This is a genomic window from Changchengzhania lutea, from assembly GCF_006974145.1.
GTDB classification, from domain to species: domain Bacteria; phylum Bacteroidota; class Bacteroidia; order Flavobacteriales; family Flavobacteriaceae; genus Changchengzhania; species Changchengzhania lutea.
The window spans coordinates 528547-545878 of the sequence record NZ_CP039456.1; the positions used below are offsets into that span (position 1 = coordinate 528547).

Below are 17332 nucleotides of genomic sequence, written 5' to 3' on the forward strand. Positions count from 1 at the left end.
TTAAATTTTAAACGTCATAACCGGTAAATTTGCATGATTTGCAACATCTTCACCCACACTGCCTTCAAAAAAATGTGCTAATCCTTTTTTCCCATGGGTCGGGATCGCGATTAAATCGGCTCCAACCTTCATTGAAAAATTAAGAATTCCATCTTCAACAGTATAATCAGATACATAATGAACAGCTTCCATTCTGTCTAGATTACCATCAGCCTTAGTGAAAAAATTAACCACGCGTCTTTCAATTTCTTGGGAATTTTGAAAACGATCATTTGGTAAATTCACATGAACCAAATAGACTTTAGAGCCCATAGCCTCAAACATTTTAGTAGCGTTTAAATAAGACGTAATACTTTCTTCTGCAAAATCTGAAGCGAATACGACTACATCAAAACTTACATTATTAATGTTATTTTTAACCACCAATACAGGAATGTCTGCATATCTAACAACGCGCTCTGTATTTGAGCCAACAAAAAATTCTTTCACGCCATGTGCGCCATGAGACCCCATAACTATTAAATCGGCATCATTTTTTATAGCCACGTCATTAACCTCACTAAACACCTTGAAATGCTTAATTATTGGTATTATCTTCAGATCTTTTAAATATGGTTTATTTAAAAATCCTTTAAACTTTTCCTCTGCCAATTTGAGAAAAAAATTAGTCTTTTCATTTTGAAGTCCGTCTGATGCATTTAGCAATATATCAGACATTTCAAGCATATGTAACACCAACAGTTCAGCATGGTATCGTTTTGCTAGTGCCGCTGCTGTTTTTAAAGCGTATTCTGAATGTTCAGAGAAATCAATGGGTACAATTATCCTTTTCATCTTCTTAGGTTTTAGATTCTCATATTTACTGAAACAAGTTCAGCTCAATCACGAGAATGACAATTATAAATGACACATCGGCGACCTTCACCAAAGTGTATTAATTTGACTAAACAGTCATTGAAAATAGCTGTGTTTTAGGCTTATTTCGTTGCAATAACATATCAAAAGCCATACATATATTTCTAACAAAAGGACGTCCTTTTTTGGTGACTTCGATAGTATTAGTCTTTATATTTAGTAATCCATCTTTCTCCATTTCTTGCAAGCTAGCTAGTACCTGAGGTAAGTTTTCAAAATATAAATCATTTGTTGTCCAAGAGGTTTTAAATTGACACATTAAATTAAGAATGTGGGTTCTGATAATTTGGTCTTCTTCATTTAAAATATGACCCTTAGAAATGGGTAGAATCTTGTCCTTTAATAAATTGTAATAGCTTTCTAAGCCCTTAACATTTTGAGAAAAACCGTACCAACTATCACTAATTGAAGACACCCCCAAACCAATCATGACTTGTGTCTTAAGTGGTGTGTATCCCATAAAATTTCGGTGCAAACTGCCAGACACCATAGATTGATATAAAGCATCTGTTGGTAAGGCAAAGTGGTCCATTCCTATTTCTGTATAGCCAATATTGGTTAACCATTGTTTACCTAACTCATACTGTTCTTTTTTAAGGGATACTGATGGCAAATCGGAGTCTGTAAACCCGCGCTGTCCGTTACCTTTAATCCAAGGTACATGGGCATAATTATAAAATGCCAATCTATCGGGCAGCAATTCTTGGGTTCTCGAAATGGTTTCTTTAACGTGCTCTAAAGTTTGGAAGGGCAGTCCGAAAATAATATCATGTCCTACAGAAGTATATCCAATCTCCCGTGCGGTTTGCGTAGCCCTTTTTACATTTTCAAATGGCTGTATCCTATTAATGGCTTTTTGTACCGTAAGATTATAATCCTGGACACCATAGCAGACCCGTCTAAATCCAACATCATACAAGGCTTGCAAATGTTCTTTCGTTGTATTATTTGGATGACCTTCAAAACTAAATTGATAATCTTTAGCGAGAATAGATGACCTTAAAATACCGTTGATTAACAACTGTAAATGTTCTGGACTAAAAAATGTAGGCGTCCCTCCACCCAAATGAATTTCCTTAATCACTGGTTTTTCATCAAATAAATCTAAATACAATGCCCATTCTTTTAAAACCGCATTAATATATGGATGCTCTACATCATGACGTTTGGTAATTCGCTTGTTGCAACCACAAAACGTGCACATACTTTCACAAAATGGAAGGTGAATATAAATACTAAGACCTTCTTTAGAATTACTTTCAGAAAACGATTGGCTTACCACCTGCTGCCATTTTTTTGAAGAAAACGATTCTTGATTCCAATAAGGAACGGTAGGATAACTCGTGTATCGAGGTCCTGCAACATTATATTTATTCACCAATAATTTTGACATAATTCTTTATTTAGTTCAAAATTAAAGGAATCATAGGTTTAAAAATATGACATATGTCATATGGAATATTTGTAATTGGTCTATGAAAACATTAACTTTCCAGTTAAATAAAAACCCAAACCAAATGAAAAAAAGTAGTATTCTCCTAGTGATATTTGCAATGAGTATCCTAGCTTGTAAAAGTGATAAAAAAGAACAAAAAGCAGTTGAAACTGAAGGTGAAAAAGTAGAAGTTGCCATGCAAACGCCTAAAAAAGTAAAAATGGCATTGACGGCAAAAAGCGGCAGTTCTGTAAGTGGAAATGTGGTTTTTACGGAAGAAGATGGCACCGTAAGCATGACCGCTATTATGAGTGGATTGGAGGTAGGAGAACATGCCATCCATATTCATGAATCATCAGATTGTTCTTCGGAAGATGGAAGTTCTGCTGGTGGTCATTGGAACCCTACAGCGAAACCACATGGCAAATGGGGCGCGTCAGAAGGCTATCATAAAGGAGATATAGGTAATTTTACTGCCGATGCCAACGGTAATGGTACCATATCTATGTCTACAGACGAATGGTGTATTGGTTGTGCTGATGATACTAAGAACATCTTAGGAAAAGGCATCATAGTACACGCTGGGGCTGATGATTTCACCTCGCAACCCTCTGGTGCTGCTGGTGCACGGGTAAGTTGTGCCGGTATTATTGAATAAGGTTTTCCAATAAAAAATAAAATCAATAAAACAGCTGCTTATTAAAGTGGCTGTTTTTTTAAAAACATAAATGTTAAGTTCCCAAAAATGGAATTAGAAGCCCTAGTTGAAAAATTTAAACATAAAGACGAGAAGGCTTTTGAAACGCTTTATGGTATGTACCATAAAAGTATGCATGGTGTTATTTACAATATTGTAAGAGATTATGATATTGCAGAAGAGGTGATGCAGGATGTCTTTATTAAAGCATGGCATAATGCCAATAGTTACTCCAGTGAAAAAGGTCGTTTTTTTACTTGGATTTTAAATATTGCGCGCAATGCTGCCATAGATAAAACACGCTCTAAAAATTTCAAGAACTCCAAACAAAACCTCAATGTTGATTTTTTCGTAGATATCCTAGAAACCAATGACAGTTTAGATGACGCCACAGATGCTATTGGTATTGAAAAATTTGTGAAAAAACTTGCCAAAAAATGTATTGAAGTTATTGAGCTTTTATATTTCAAGGGATACACGCAAAGTGAAGCATCTGAAACGCTCAAGATGCCCATTGGTACTATTAAAACAAGAAACAGAAACTGCATTAAGGATTTAAGAACCATGGTATTGAATTAAATGGATATTAAAGCATACATAGAATCTGGAATTTTAGAACTTTACGTGGCTGGCGCACTTTCTGATGAGGAAAACGAACAGGTCTATCAGCTTATGCAACAGCATCCTGAAATATTACAAGAAGTGCTTGAAATTGAAGCAGCAGTGGTTAAACTTACAGCCTCAACATCAAGACGAAATATCGAAACTTTACTTCAAAAAGTCAAAATAACATTAGGTTTTAATACCGATGAAGCCAAAGTAATTTCTATTGTAAAACCAAAATACAATTGGATCACGTATACAGGTTGGGCAGCCTCAGTTATTTTAGCGGCAGGTTTATTATGGACGGTAAGTGAAAACAACACGTTAAAATCTGATATTCAAACCGCGGAAACCCAAGAAAACTTATTAGAAACGCAAATTGAAAATTCAAAACATAGTTTAGCTGAAGCCAACACCCTGATTTCTGTTTTGCGAGATGATTCTATTATCGAAATTCCATTAGGTGGCCAAGGCGAATTCTCTAGCGCTTATGCAAAAGTATACTGGGACAAGGCGTCCAATCGTATTTTTCTAGATGCGCAAGGGCTTCCAGAACCACCACGCGGAAAAGTTTATCAAGTGTGGTCTTTGACACTTAATCCACTTACTCCTACAAGTTTGGGAACTATTGACGATTTTATTACCGATGACAATAAAATATTTGAAATAAAAAACCCGAACAGTAGTGAAGCCTTTGGTATTACTTTAGAACCAGCAGGTGGAAGCGACGCACCAACCATGGAGCAACTTTATACTTTGGGTGCTGTGAATGCCAGTTGATTATTAAACTGAAGATTAGTATCCTCACATTTTCTTAGGAAACTGGTGGCATTAGTCTGCATGAAACGAGCTACACAAGACATTGAAAAACTATTTCATTGGATTCTTTTAGAAAGTATTGCCAGTTTAAATATGGTCTAAAAGTTTTACTCATCAATCATGGAATAGTTAAATAAATAAGAAAAAGATGTATAACCCACTATTATAAAGAAATTACTCCATCTAGTATAGCACCAAATTAGAAAAATTCAAGCCATCTTTCGATTACTTCTAAATAAGGAATAGCCCAGTTATATTGCTATGACCAGGCTGATTTCCTAACAAAATAACCAAAAAAACTAAATCATATTTGCTATGATTTATGCAAATGCAACCTTCCTTTTTCATGAGTAAGCAATTAATTTCCTCAAATTAATAATGCCAATGTTTTTTGGTTAAAAGTTTTGAAGAATTCAAAAAAAGTCACTTTATCGATTAAATATTTTTAATGTTTTTAGCCATAAGAGGACCTAACTCAAAACTACTCTCCAATAATTCTTTTTTTAGATTTTTCGCTTTTTTGTTTTTACCATTTGCTTTATATATTTCAGCAATATGATATAATGCTTCGGGTTCAAATGTCTGATTGGCAACGTGAGATTCTACAATATCCAATGCCATATCTACATGACCGTTTTTATAATATGCCCATGCCATTAAATCATAAGATCGTGGTGTGGGTCTATTTTCTATTTCTGTTGCTGCTAATGTGATAGCCTTCTTAGAATTCAAATTATCTTCGGCAAGGAGCATCACATTATAGGCATTATACATATCGCCATAAGACATATCTTCCATTTCTTTAAGGTATAAATTTAAATGTTCTGACTTCTTATGTTGGTCTTCCTTATACTCGGCAATCTCCGCTTTTAATAAATAATAATCTGGGGCAAAAAAAGTTTCTGTAACTGTGTTTAAAATACGTAGAGCTTCATCTGGATTTTTTTCATGTGAATAAACAATCCAAGCAATTCCTTTTTTCGCATAGGCATCATTTGGATCTAATTCCAATGCTTTTAGGAAATAAGCGTAGGAGGTCTCAATATGTCCAGCGTGTCCATAAAAATCGGCCAAATTTGTATACGCCCATAATTTTAATCCGGGCAAATTAGAAGATTCAGCAATAGTAGTTGCTTGCTCCATAAATTTTATAGCGGTCTCTAAATCGCCTCTATGATCTGACCATTTTGAGAGACGTATGAGGTAATCAAAATCGTTTGTGTCTTGAAAACGGTTTAAATAGTCTTTAGCCAATTCGTAATTCCCTAATTCTAGGTAGACGTCAAAAAGCATTTTTTGAGTATCCTCAAGTTTATCACCGTTAGATTCAGCTTTTTTCAAAAGGCTTAATGCTTCTTTAAATTTATGTTGTGAAATATAGTTTGTAGCAAGTGCTTTTAAATATGAAGAATTTTCATAATTGGTTATGCCATTGACTTTTAGGTAAGCGTTTTCAGCTTGCTTTAAATGTTCTATTTTTCCTGTAATGGCAAATAGCGTAGCGTAAGCACTGCCTAATTTAGCCAAATAAGGAAATTGGTTGGGGTTGTCCTTAAGTTTCTGATGCCAGAAATCCACTTCTTCTTGCGCCATGTTTAGGTGCATATTATCAGTAGGTTCCAGGTAAGCCATATAGTCCTTACTACTGGTGATTTGCTTTGGAGATGTTGTGCAACTAAACGCTAGGGCAAGCACACCAATCATCATAATATATTTCAAGTTCATCGTTTAGTATTTTTAAGATGTATGTATGTTTAATAAACTCTAATCCAGAGTTATTTTAGTCTACCAAGGCGAAGCCAAGTAAGGGAATGTGCTTAAAAAATCCTTGTCGTTGGCATCTACGTTATCATTGGATAATGTTGGATTTTCCATAAAATCCTCACCCCCAAATATTAATAATAGTTCTACCGTTATAACATCGTCAGCTAAAGCTCTTCCTGTTAATACATTTTCGCCATCAAAGAATGTTGTTTTTCCATCTAAGGACACATTTAATACATCTGTAGCCAATAAGCCCGTGAATTCGGCTGAATTTAGCATTAATGCATTTCTTCCACCATCAGCATATGCAGGACTCAAACCCTCTAGGTTGGTTTGAAACATACTTTGAAAAGCTGCTGCTTGCATAGAAGGTATAGTCACGTTAAACATATCCTTAGACCCTTTCGATGTGAATACGGTATTTACAGCAGGCCTTCCCATTTGATCTTCTTGTTTATACGTTCCAGAGAAATCAATTTCTTCAGACATCATTATCTTATCATCATCGTTTGAGCAATTGAACGTTACAAGAACTATACATAATGCTAGAGCTAATATTTTTATATTTTTCATGTTTCTTATTTTAATGTGTTGTTATTATTTTCTTTTAGATTCTACCCATGTGTTAATAGTTCCTGATCCACCAATCATTGATTTTGGCACCTCAACTACTACAGATAAAACATTAGTTCCTGCAAATGTGTCTGTACCTGGGCTATTAAAACCAGTAGCAGTTTCTCCAATTATCGCTGAATACTGTGCAAAATCGAAAAAGAAAGGATCATCTCTTGGTCCTGCGAAAAAAGTCATTCCTGCGCTAGTTTCAATATTTGCAGACGCTCCATAAGCTGTAATATCAACCATACCATTTGCAGAAGCGGTTGTCATTACCATACTATTCAATCCTGTTTGCGATGGTGCCACTGGCCCAAAGAAATACATTTTACCATCTCTAGGAATAGCTTGTATAACCAAATCTTCAACATTATCACCTGTGTTGTCAATATTGAATTCAATTAAGACGTTCTCATCAAACATCGCACTTGCTGTTGTCGATGGACTCAAGAGGCCTTGTAAATTAGCAACAAATACTAAATTGTTTTCGTCTTGACCTTGAAACGCATAGAAATCGGTAATATCACTATTACCACCTTGAACAGCTGGAGCATCAATATGATCTGCCGCTATTACGAAGAGTGCAGCCGCAGCGACTACCCCAATTGCCAATACTTTTTGAAATTTGTTCATGTTTTTTGAAATTTTGTTTATGGATTATTTTACTTTCAAGGATACCTACGATAAATAGAACATAATGGTTTTGTTAAATTTATGTTAAAGAATTATACAGCAAGTAATTGATGAAAACCTTACTTTTACCTTTTATAATTAATATGTATGAATCCTTCGGCTAGAGGTTGGATAAAAAAATTGATCAAGCGTTTTGAGGAAGATGAATTCCTTTTAAATCTAAGCGAAGATACTTTCTACGAAGCACTGCGTGCTTGTGGTTTTATATACGGTTTTAATATGGTTTCTGTGGGAAACATAATCCCAAAACAAGACCTTACAGACGATGAATTATGCAAACTAAATTTATTTATTGCCCTGATGCACGCGCATACAAGTGCTGGTTGCCAAAGTCCTGTAATAGGTAGTATTACTCATTTTTATTCTGAAATCAATGAGGTTAAAACCTCGTTCCTTCATAATTTATTTGGAGGGCATAATAAGCACAGTTTGGAGTACATTATTAACAGGCGTATTCAAATTGATAACAATATGTTATCTAAAAACTTTAACTATTACAGTATCAATGCCCTGTTATATGTTGATGTTTTGGCCTACAAGCAATACTTAAAAAACGAATCGTTATCGCGTGTCTATATTAAAAATTTAGAAGCTGCCATTGAAGTGATTATTCTCAATGCGCTAAATTCTAAAGCCAACAAAAAGGAATACGATACCGGTTTTATAAAACTATTTGAATCTTCAATGCGCTATCATAATCACGATGATGTTGATTATGATGAGGGTTTAAAAGTGGTTTCCAATACTGATGAGAAGAGCTACCTTTTAGACTTGGCATCAATGGCCACATGGAGCGATAATCTAATAGATTATTCTGAGCAAAAATTTCTTTTAAAACTCGGCAAGGATTTGAATTTAGATGAAATCACAACAAAAGCGTCTCTAAAAAATGTAGCCGATTTTTATGAGATACATAAAAACAATATGGCCTTGTTGAGCTCTCAAAACATCGTGCAGAATTTCTATAATAATTCCAGTAAAATTGTCATAAAACTTATAACACGAAATAGCAAACGTATTTATCGTGAATTGAAAGGTAGCAAAGAACTCATGAGACTTCTTACCCAGAGTACTGTGCGCCCTCTAACCACTGCTGAACAGAAAAAAGTTAACGAGCAGCTTTTGGATATTTTCAAAACGATACCCAGTCTCGCCATATTTCTGCTTCCAGGTGGCGCCTTACTCTTACCTTTAGTTATTAAGTTTATTCCCAAATTATTACCCTCAGCTTTTGACGATAACAGAATTGAATAATAATTACGGGTTTCTGTGTTTTTTCCTGTAGTTTTACATCATTGCACTAAACTTAAACTTAACTACACGAAATGAAATCATATACTGTTGAAGAGATTAGCACGCTAGTTAATGGCGTATTACTAGGGAATACTACAAATAAAATAACAGGGCCGGAACAATTACAACAGGCCAAAGACAACCAAATCACCTTTATAGGAAGCACTAAATACATTAAGCTTTGGAAAGACTCTAAGGCCTGTGCAGCATTAGTAAATGATAATTTAACAGTAGAACCGGAAGATAATCGTGCTATTATTAAAGTGAAAAATGCCGATTTAGCTATGGCCAAAATACTTGAACTATTTAATCCGCCCGCACCACAGTTCGATGTAGACATTCATCCAACGGCTGTTGTGGATGCTTCGGCAACTATAGGTGAGGGCTGTAAAATTGGAGCCAACTGTTATGTGGGTAAAAATGTGGTTCTTGGCAATGGTGTAACTATGTATCCTAATGTTTGTGTTTTTGATGAAACTTCTATCGGTGACCACACGACTATATGGTCTGGAACCGTGATTAGAGAGCGTTGCATTATTGGTAGCCATTGTATTTTCCACACAAATGTAAGTATTGGAGCAGATGGTTTTGGCTATCGCCCGAGTGACGATGGTAGGGGCTTGGTAAAAGTACCTCAAATAGGAAATGTCATAATAGGGCATTATGTAGAAATCGGAGCCAACTCCTGCGTAGACCGAGCAAAATTCAGTTCTACTATTATAGGCGATGGTTGTAAAATAGATAACCTGGTGCAAATAGCACATAACAGTATTATGGGGCGGTCTTGCATTATGGCAGGCCATAGTGGTTTAGCAGGTTCGGTAACTTTAGGAGACGGTGTTATTATTGGAGGTAGTGCTTCTATTAAAGACCATACCACCATACACTCTGGCGCAACCGTTGGTGCGGGCTCTGGTGTGATGAATGATGTTAAAGCTGGTGAAACGGTTTTAGGATATCCAGCACAGGATGCTAGAGATATGTTAAAGCAATGGGTAGCGATGCGTAGGTTAGCAAAAAAATAAGCTTAGTTGACTTTATCTAAAACTGCAGTAAACTTCTTGTAAGTTTGGGGATAAACCTATGAGTATAATAGAATGACGATTACAAGAAAACATGTTTTTATTGCATGGGGCATTAGGCTAATTGTCATTTTAATTTTCAGTTATGGTTATTAAAAACCTTGTAGGTTTATGTTGCTTAATTCCAATACCTACAAGGTCAAAATAAGGTCTTGCAGGATATGAAAAAGAATTATTTGTTAATAAAAAATTTCTTGAAACCGACTATCCCCGGCAGAGCCATCGAGGTATTTCGCCGGTTTCATTTTGGCCTTGGGGCCAAAAACCGAAATTTTGTATTTTACCTCACCCAGAACTGCTGAAAATGGCAGTTCTGACCTCTCCCAAGGAGAGGTAAACAGGAAACCCCGACCCAAGGGTCGGAGAGTCTTTAGATTGAAATTAAAGCTGTTAAATTTTGAATGAACTCATCTGTCGTTATACAAAGTGGACAATAAAAGTTTATAAAGTTGATCCTTGGATAATGCTTTGCTCATAGCCTTTATAATGTATTATTAAAGCCTGTTGCTCGCTTAGCTAGCTTTTCAGATTTTAAATAAAAATAAACAAGAAACCCAGATAACAAAGCAAAAATAATTCCGGTAATCAGAAAATAATTAATGAGATGAAGCCTATTGGGTGAAAATGATGATTTAGAAGGGTACATTCTTATACTCCAATATTTACCATGAAGTTTATCAATTAAAATCTTTTCTTCATAAACCAAATCATCCGTTTTTTTATCAATATCCCGTGTATTGGATTTATAGAAAACAGCCCCATCATTATCCCTCACTTCTATGGGATATCCATCTAGACTTTCTGTAATCTTGATCAGGTTTTCCATAAAATCCATACCTGCGGTGATTGTGCCTCGAAATCTATTTTGAAAATACACGGGGACATCAATTAAAAAAGCTTGACCACCTTGTATCATATTTGCCCAAGGCGTTATATTAGTAGAGTCATCAAAGCTATGTTCCACCCATTCCTTTTTGCGATATACTATTTTAGAAATATCCAAACCAAGAACACTTTTATTACCAATCAAAGGGACTATACTTTTTATAACCATATTAGAATTAATCCATTCAACAAAATGAATAGATGGATGTTGTTCCAAAAGTAATTGTGCATCATCTTTCCAATATTTAAAGTTTTTTCCATCAGTATATTCTAATCTCGTTTTAAGGTTTTCTATACTTTCTATACTCTGTTTAAGAACTAAATTAAATTCCTGTGACGCTAATTTTCCCGTTTGAGCCAGATTTTCCCTTACCCAATCCTTATGAGACTTCACTAACTTATTCCATATGGCCCCAGTAAGTATTAGAATTAAAATAACAGACAATACAGGTAACACTATCTCCTTTTTGTAAATTCTATAAATCATATTTAGATTGTATATAATAATAGCTTAGAGGAGAGAATTATGATCAAATTAGCTACTAACACTTGTAATATAATGACTATTAGTAATATAGCCTAATTTATTAAAATAAACCATCTGTAATAAACTCTGTTCATAGAACATTCATTTTTCATGTTTCAATCTTTGTGAAAAATTTCTATTAAAAATGTGTAAACAAAATTAAGGGTAAAGCATGAGGGTAGCATGCAGAGGCAATATTGGTAAATTCCATTTAAAAACCACCAATTCTACTCTAGCCATCCTTTAAAATCCTTAACCCGCTCGCGAGCGACAATAATGTCTTGTTCGTTATAGGATTTTAACTTGATTTGCAGTCGGGAATTGGTATAACTCACCATATCTTTTATAGCGTTTATATTCACAAAAAACTTTCTGTTTATTCTAAAAAAAGTCTGGGGTTCCAATTCGTTTTCCAGGAGTTCCAAGGTGGTATCCAACAAATAGTTCCGCCCTTCTCCAGTATATAAATAGGTGCCTTTATTTTCGCTGTAAAAACATTCAATATCATCAATATTTATAAGCTTCAAATGCTGACCAATCTTTACCGAAAAACGCTTTTTATATGCGCGATCAATAGGATTTACAAGTAATTTCTTAATATCATTAAAATCTAAGGTTACGGCCTGCTTTTGTGGCGCACGTTCTTGATATTTTTTTACAGCAACAGCAAGATCGCCATCGTCTATGGGCTTTAATAAATAATCGATGCTATTCAACTTAAAGGCCTTTAAAGCATATTCATCATAAGCCGTGGTGAATATGATAGCCGATTTAATATCGATACTTTCAAAAATCTCAAAAGATAAACCATCACTTAACTGAATATCTAAAAATATAAGATCGGGATGTGTGTTATTTTCAAACCAAACTATAGATTCTTCTACAGAGTGAAGCATAATACTCACTTCAATATCTAATTTTTGAAGCATCCGCTGCAAACGACGTGCAGATGGTTTTTCGTCTTCTATAATGATTACGTGCATGGGTTACTTTTTATCATATGTTGTTTTTCTAATAAAAATGCTAAGATAATAAGAGCGGTTAAAAACTGTGCCCGTCACTGAAAAATGAATTTATTTCCACTGCTTCTTTTCTTTATCCATGTGTTCTTGAATTTTCCTGTCTTCCCATCTTTTGCTAAAAATTAAATTTTTACCAAAGACACTCAAAGCATGAAAGCCCAAGCCTATGCCCCAAAAGAATGGTGTTGTGTATGTTCCAAAATGCCAAATATTGTCACCATTTGAATTCACAAGTATAACAATAATTAAAAAAATGTTTACGGCTAAATACCAGAATAAATGCCAGTAAAAACCTTTTAGTTCCTTTAATCTTTTTTCTGCACGCAAATAAGCATTCTCCTTTCCGAAGGATTCTTTACTAGTTTTAATTTGATGCCGTTTCATAATCTGTAATTTATTAAGATAATTTTTAGTCCCACTGCTTTTCTTCTTCACGCATATATTCCTCAATTTTGCGTTTTTCCCAACCTCTGCCAAAAGCACCATCATTCACAAACACTCTAAAGGCCTGAATAGACAAACCGATGCCCCAACCAAATAGTGGAAACCAAAACCATTGAAAGCCCCATGAGGTCCTGTAATTTATAAATATTAAAAAAGGAATGACTAAAATATAGGATATTAGGCTGTAATAAAAGCCTTTAAGCTCGTCTACATGGTTACGTGCACGCACATAACTCTCATTTAATTCTGGTTCTGTTGGTGTTCTCATAATTGATATTTGCTTAGTTAGCATAGGTATGGCAACTGCAAACCTTGCTGTTTCTTTATTAATTTGTACTTTTTTGTTTGTTAACAAATCGTAGCGCTGTTTAATATTGCTTAAACCCACCCCACTACTCTTTTTCACAATTTGTTTGGGTTGTAAATTATTTTCGACCACTAAGCTATCTGCATCTTCATAAATAGTAATGTGCAGCGGTTTACTTGAGGTCACCATATTATGCTTTACGGCATTTTCTAAAAGAAGTTGTAACGACAATGGCACCACTTTACTTTCTGGGTTTGATGCCTGTTCTGGCATGGTAAACACAATACTATCTTCAAACCGCATTTTAAGCAAAGACATATAGGTTTTTGCAAATTGAAGTTCCTCATCTACCGTAACCAGCTCCTTGTTTTTTTGCTCCAAAACATAGCGATACACTTTAGAAAGTGAGGTCGTAAATTTTTGTGCGTTATCCGGATTTTCCTCTATCAAACTAGTTAACACATTTAAGCTATTGAATAGAAAATGAGGATCAAGCTGATTTTTTAAGGCATCAAACTTAGCACTTGCTGTGCCCGCAATAACCTTTTGTTCCTTAATCTTATTTTGCTGATACTTATTATAGAAATAAATAAAATGGAAAATGATGACGATGGTTAAGGTTATCCATAATCCAAATTGGTAGTATTCAAATTTTTCGTTATAAATAAATTCTTGAAAGGTTTTGCCATTCATTAATAAATCCGTGAGCATTCTTAGAAGAAACAAACCAATTAAAGTGATGATTGTACTACCAAAAATTCCAACTATAATACGCTTTATAGTGTCACGCTTTTTCCATTGGCGTCGTTCCATATAGTCGAAAAAGAACATATTGGAATAACCAAGAACAAAGGAATACAACTGATAAAAAGCAAAATCAATTAAAAAATGGGTGACACTGTCGAATTCAAATCCATCTGAAAAAAAATTTCCAATCAAAAAGATAGCACATCCAATAATGAAACTGGCGTAAATATTTTTTTTTGATTTTGTCATAATATTCTAAGTTGTGTTCTATCCTTTACAAGATGCAAGCACTTGTTCTGTACGTTCTTTACCCCAATTAGGATGAAATGGTGTTTCTGGTTTAAAGTTAGCAAAAAGTTCTAAGGCGTGTTCCAAATCTTTACAAAATGGTGCAGTATCTTGACCAAAATATTTAGCTCCCCCTATGTTCCATTCTGCCTTACAGTATACAACCCTGGGGTTGTCTGGCTCCAATTGTTCTGCTTTATTATACAGTTCTACTACTTTTCCAGATAAAGTCATGCCATAAGTAGCTCCATCAAAAGCCACCCATGCGGTGTGCAATAAAGCTTGCAATACCAAAATCTCTGGGTTATTTTTAGAAATAGCAGTGGCATCATTTATCAAATTTTGTGCTTTTTTTAATTTTGCGGCGAGTAGATCTTCATCAGTTTCACCAAAACTGGTTACAATGTTAATTTGCGCTGCATAGTATGCTGGCAACCAATTATCGGGTTCCGCATTAGCGATACGCTCAAATACATTGGCGGCTTCCGTTGAGTTATTATTTCCCCAAAGTTCAAAGGCCTTTTGCATACCTTTTTCATAATTAGTTTGTGAATGCATAAACCCAGCCACTAATAAAGTTGTAATCATAATAAAGTGTTTCATAATGTTTTGTTGATTTTATTTATAGTACAAATATGAGACACAACTTTAACTTAATAAAAACAGACACACTGAACTGTTATTTTTTTAAGCTGAAATGTTAAACTCTTTCTCTCATTTTATAAAAATGGTATATTTATTCTCATTCAATCAAAATTTAATTAAAATCATCATCGTCATCATGAAAAAAACATTATCAATTCCAATCATCTTATTTATTTCTTATTTCAACGCTATCAGTCATGCACAACAGGTAAATCAAGGCAACATAATTATGGGAACTGTCGATAGCATTCAGTCCAAAACACTCAATGAGCTCCGCAAAATCTGGGTACATGTTCCAAATGCAGGTAACAATACCACTGAAAAATATCCTGTAGTGTATTTACTGGATGGCTATGCTCATTTTGCTTCTGTAACGGGCATGATTCAACAATTGAGCTCCATAAACGGTAATACGATAGTGCCAAAAATGATTGTGGTAGGGATTCCAAACACCAATAGAATGCGCGATTTAACACCCGTTGCCGAAATCAATGCAGGCGATAAGACAGACGAAAGCCATTCTGGTGGCGGTGAACAGTTCATGGATTTTTTAGAAACCGAATTGATACCATATATTGAGGAAAAATACCCAACCGCTCCCTACAAAATGTACATAGGCCATTCCTTAGGAGGTTTAACGGTTATTAATACTTTATTAAAACGTCCAGAATTATTTAGCAGTTATTTGGCCATTGACCCCAGTTTGTGGTGGGCAGATTCATTTACTTTAAACGAATCGAAAATCATTTTGAATGAAAAAGATTTTTTAGAAAAAAGTTTATTTGTTGGGATAGCAAATACGATGGATCCAAAAATGGATTTGAACAGCGTAAAGAAAGACACCACCCAAACGACACAACATATTCGTGATATTTTAGAATTCTCAAAAAACGTTGTTCCCAATTCCCCACATCAGAATCCGATTAATTCCTTTGGCTAACGACGCGCAAAAACACGAATTTCATATCTTTATATTGGTTCATTAATAGGTCGATTTTTTAACTGATGTTACCTTTTGGTAAACTCGGTCGTAATTCTGATCGAAGTACTATCATTCTTGTCTTTAGATTAAGTTTGATGTGATAATTCCAGTGGTACTGCATTTTATGTGAGTCCGATCGAGATATTTTAGAATTTATACAGTGCTTCTTTTGAACCATTTTTTATAATTTAAAATAGATATTATGAACAAAAAAATGGAACTGGACATCATCAATTTTCACTGTGCTGGAATCGATGTAGGCAGCAGAAGTCATTTTGTAGCTAATTGGACAAGACCTCAGTGAAGTGAAAGAATTCGGAGTATACGCTGAAGATTTAGAAGCCATTTGCCTTTGGCTCAAAGAAAATGGAATTACTTCTGTCGCTATGGAATCCACTGGAAGTTACTGGCAAAATCTATATGCGGAATTGGCTAAAAATGGTTTTGACCTAGTGCTTGCCAATGGTAAGTTTACCAAAAATGCCAGAGGCAAGAAAACAGATGTAAAAGATGCTAGGTGGATACAAAAACTACACGCTCTTGGTTTACTAAGCAGTAGTTTCTTACCTGATGAAACTACCGAAATATTGCGCACCTATTGCAGACAAAGAACCAATTGGTTACAATCGGCTGCAGAGGCTTCCAGTAAAATGCAGAAATATTTAAAACTACTTAATATGAGGTTAGACGTAGTGGTCAAAGATGTTTGTGGTCTTACTGGACTAAAAATAATAGAGGATATTTGCAGAGGGAACCTTGATCCAAGTTCATTGGCAAAGCACAGACATTTCAATTGTAGAAAATCAGAAGAAGAAATAGCCAAGGCTTTAAAAGGGAATGAAAGACAAGACTTTCTATTTGGCCTTAAACAAGAATTTGAATCTTATAAATTTTATCAAAAGAAAATTAAAGACTGTGACAGCCAAATTGATAAATTCTTAAAAAAACATATCAATCTTGATCCTGTAAAAAAAAACTCAAAACCAAAGCTAAACCATACAAAAGAGTCAATAAAAATGCACCTAAAATAAAACTCAATCAAATGGCATTTCAATACTTTGGTGGAATTGATTTAATGGAAATCGAAGGAGTAAGCCATTCTACAGTACTGACAATCATCAGTGAAATTGGTCCAGATGGATTTAGTAAATTCCCAACAGCAAAGCATTTTACTTCTTGGATGAGACTTGCTCCAAACAATAAAATATCTGGAGGAAAAATACTTAGTCACAGAACTCCAAAAGGCAGTAATCGAATCAAAACAGCATTAAGACAAGCTGCAAATGCAATAGGAAATCTTAAAGATACTCATTTATCAAATTTCTTTAGAAAAATTGCTTTTAAAAAAGGAAGACAAGTTGCCGTAAGTGCTACAGCTAGAAAACTTGCTGTGATCATTTGGAATATGGTCACTAAAAAACAAGCGTATAAACCACCTTCAGAATATCTGTTCCTCGATCAAAAAAGAAAAATGGGACTTGTTAAAAGAATTAAAAAACAAATCAATAAATTTGATATTAAACCTGAAGATCTCGATTTTTTAACTTCTTGATTTTCAATATAATAATTT

16 protein-coding genes and 2 pseudogenes are annotated in these 17332 nt (G+C 34.6%); 8 read left to right on the forward strand and 10 right to left on the reverse strand.

The window, feature by feature from the left end:
• Both FAF07_RS02475 and hemN read right to left on the reverse strand, forming a co-directional pair.
• Window positions 1-834, reverse strand: a complete 834-nt coding sequence (locus FAF07_RS02475; RefSeq protein ID WP_142783618.1) for a universal stress protein — start codon at window positions 832-834, stop codon at window positions 1-3.
• Between the two features lie 109 nt (window positions 835-943).
• Entirely contained in the window at window positions 944-2308 is a 1365-nt protein-coding gene (hemN, locus tag FAF07_RS02480) for an oxygen-independent coproporphyrinogen III oxidase (protein ID WP_142783619.1), read from the reverse strand.
• Window positions 2309-2432: 124 nt separating this feature from the next.
• Here hemN and FAF07_RS02485 point away from each other — a divergent pair, with 124 nt between their 5' ends.
• The 3 genes from FAF07_RS02485 (at window position 2433) to FAF07_RS02495 (ending at window position 4430) form a co-directional block, all read left to right on the forward strand.
• Entirely contained in the window at window positions 2433-3008 is a 576-nt protein-coding gene (locus tag FAF07_RS02485; protein WP_142783620.1) for a superoxide dismutase family protein, read from the forward strand.
• 87 nt (window positions 3009-3095) lie between these two features.
• Window positions 3096-3626, forward strand: a complete 531-nt coding sequence (locus tag FAF07_RS02490; RefSeq protein WP_142783621.1) for an RNA polymerase sigma factor — start codon at window positions 3096-3098, stop codon at window positions 3624-3626.
• Window positions 3627-4430, forward strand: a complete 804-nt coding sequence (locus tag FAF07_RS02495) for an anti-sigma factor (RefSeq protein ID WP_142783622.1) — start codon at window positions 3627-3629, stop codon at window positions 4428-4430. It abuts the gene before it with no gap.
• A 474-nt stretch (window positions 4431-4904) separates the two neighbouring features.
• Here FAF07_RS02495 and FAF07_RS02500 read toward each other — a convergent pair whose 3' ends face one another.
• The 3 genes and pseudogenes from FAF07_RS02500 to FAF07_RS19035 all read right to left on the reverse strand — a co-directional run.
• On the reverse strand, window positions 4905-6194 hold the full coding sequence (locus tag FAF07_RS02500) for a tetratricopeptide repeat protein (protein WP_246067754.1): 1290 nt from the start codon (window positions 6192-6194) through the stop codon (window positions 4905-4907).
• 60 nt (window positions 6195-6254) lie between these two features.
• Window positions 6255-7271 (reverse strand): annotated as a pseudogene (locus FAF07_RS18755) (DUF4331 family protein).
• Window positions 7257-7481, reverse strand: a pseudogene (locus FAF07_RS19035) (DUF4331 family protein); the annotation flags it as partial. The pseudogenes FAF07_RS18755 and FAF07_RS19035, both read right to left, overlap by 15 nt.
• A 147-nt stretch (window positions 7482-7628) precedes the next feature.
• Here FAF07_RS19035 and FAF07_RS02515 point away from each other — a divergent pair.
• Window positions 7629-8795: an LETM1-related biofilm-associated protein gene (locus FAF07_RS02515; protein WP_142783625.1), complete on the forward strand. Its 1167-nt coding sequence runs from the start codon at window positions 7629-7631 to the stop codon at window positions 8793-8795.
• A 71-nt stretch (window positions 8796-8866) separates the two neighbouring features.
• The gene (gene lpxD, locus FAF07_RS02520; protein WP_142783626.1) at window positions 8867-9859 is read left to right on the forward strand and encodes a UDP-3-O-(3-hydroxymyristoyl)glucosamine N-acyltransferase; all 993 of its coding nucleotides are present in this window, start codon (window positions 8867-8869) and stop codon (window positions 9857-9859) included.
• Window positions 9860-10397: 538 nt separating this feature from the next.
• On the opposite strand, the gene FAF07_RS02525 is transcribed toward lpxD, so the two are convergent.
• The 5 genes from FAF07_RS02525 to FAF07_RS02545 form a co-directional block, all read right to left on the reverse strand.
• Window positions 10398-11288, reverse strand: a complete 891-nt coding sequence (locus FAF07_RS02525) for a hypothetical protein (RefSeq protein ID WP_142783627.1) — start codon at window positions 11286-11288, stop codon at window positions 10398-10400.
• A gap of 266 nt (window positions 11289-11554) precedes the next feature.
• On the reverse strand, window positions 11555-12310 hold the full coding sequence (locus FAF07_RS02530) for a LytR/AlgR family response regulator transcription factor (protein ID WP_142783628.1): 756 nt from the start codon (window positions 12308-12310) through the stop codon (window positions 11555-11557).
• Window positions 12311-12400: 90 nt separating this feature from the next.
• Entirely contained in the window at window positions 12401-12733 is a 333-nt protein-coding gene (locus tag FAF07_RS02535; RefSeq protein WP_142783629.1) for a 2TM domain-containing protein, read from the reverse strand.
• Between the two features lie 25 nt (window positions 12734-12758).
• The gene (locus FAF07_RS02540; RefSeq protein WP_142783630.1) at window positions 12759-14096 is read right to left on the reverse strand and encodes a 2TM domain-containing protein; all 1338 of its coding nucleotides are present in this window, start codon (window positions 14094-14096) and stop codon (window positions 12759-12761) included.
• Window positions 14097-14114: 18 nt separating this feature from the next.
• Window positions 14115-14738 carry a tetratricopeptide repeat protein gene (locus tag FAF07_RS02545; RefSeq protein WP_142783631.1) on the reverse strand — a complete coding sequence of 208 codons (624 nt, stop codon included), beginning with the start codon at window positions 14736-14738 and terminating at the stop codon, window positions 14115-14117.
• A 178-nt stretch (window positions 14739-14916) separates the two neighbouring features.
• Here FAF07_RS02545 and FAF07_RS02550 point away from each other — a divergent pair, with 178 nt between their 5' ends.
• From FAF07_RS02550 to FAF07_RS18765, 3 genes are all read left to right on the forward strand, one after another.
• Window positions 14917-15720: an alpha/beta hydrolase gene (locus FAF07_RS02550; RefSeq protein WP_185956502.1), complete on the forward strand. Its 804-nt coding sequence runs from the start codon at window positions 14917-14919 to the stop codon at window positions 15718-15720.
• Between the two features lie 347 nt (window positions 15721-16067).
• Window positions 16068-16793, forward strand: a complete 726-nt coding sequence (locus FAF07_RS18760; protein WP_246067755.1) for an IS110 family transposase — start codon at window positions 16068-16070, stop codon at window positions 16791-16793.
• Window positions 16794-16804: 11 nt separating this feature from the next.
• Window positions 16805-17314 carry a transposase gene (locus tag FAF07_RS18765; RefSeq protein ID WP_246067756.1) on the forward strand — a complete coding sequence of 170 codons (510 nt, stop codon included), beginning with the start codon at window positions 16805-16807 and terminating at the stop codon, window positions 17312-17314.
• Window positions 17315-17332: the final 18 nt, after the last annotated feature.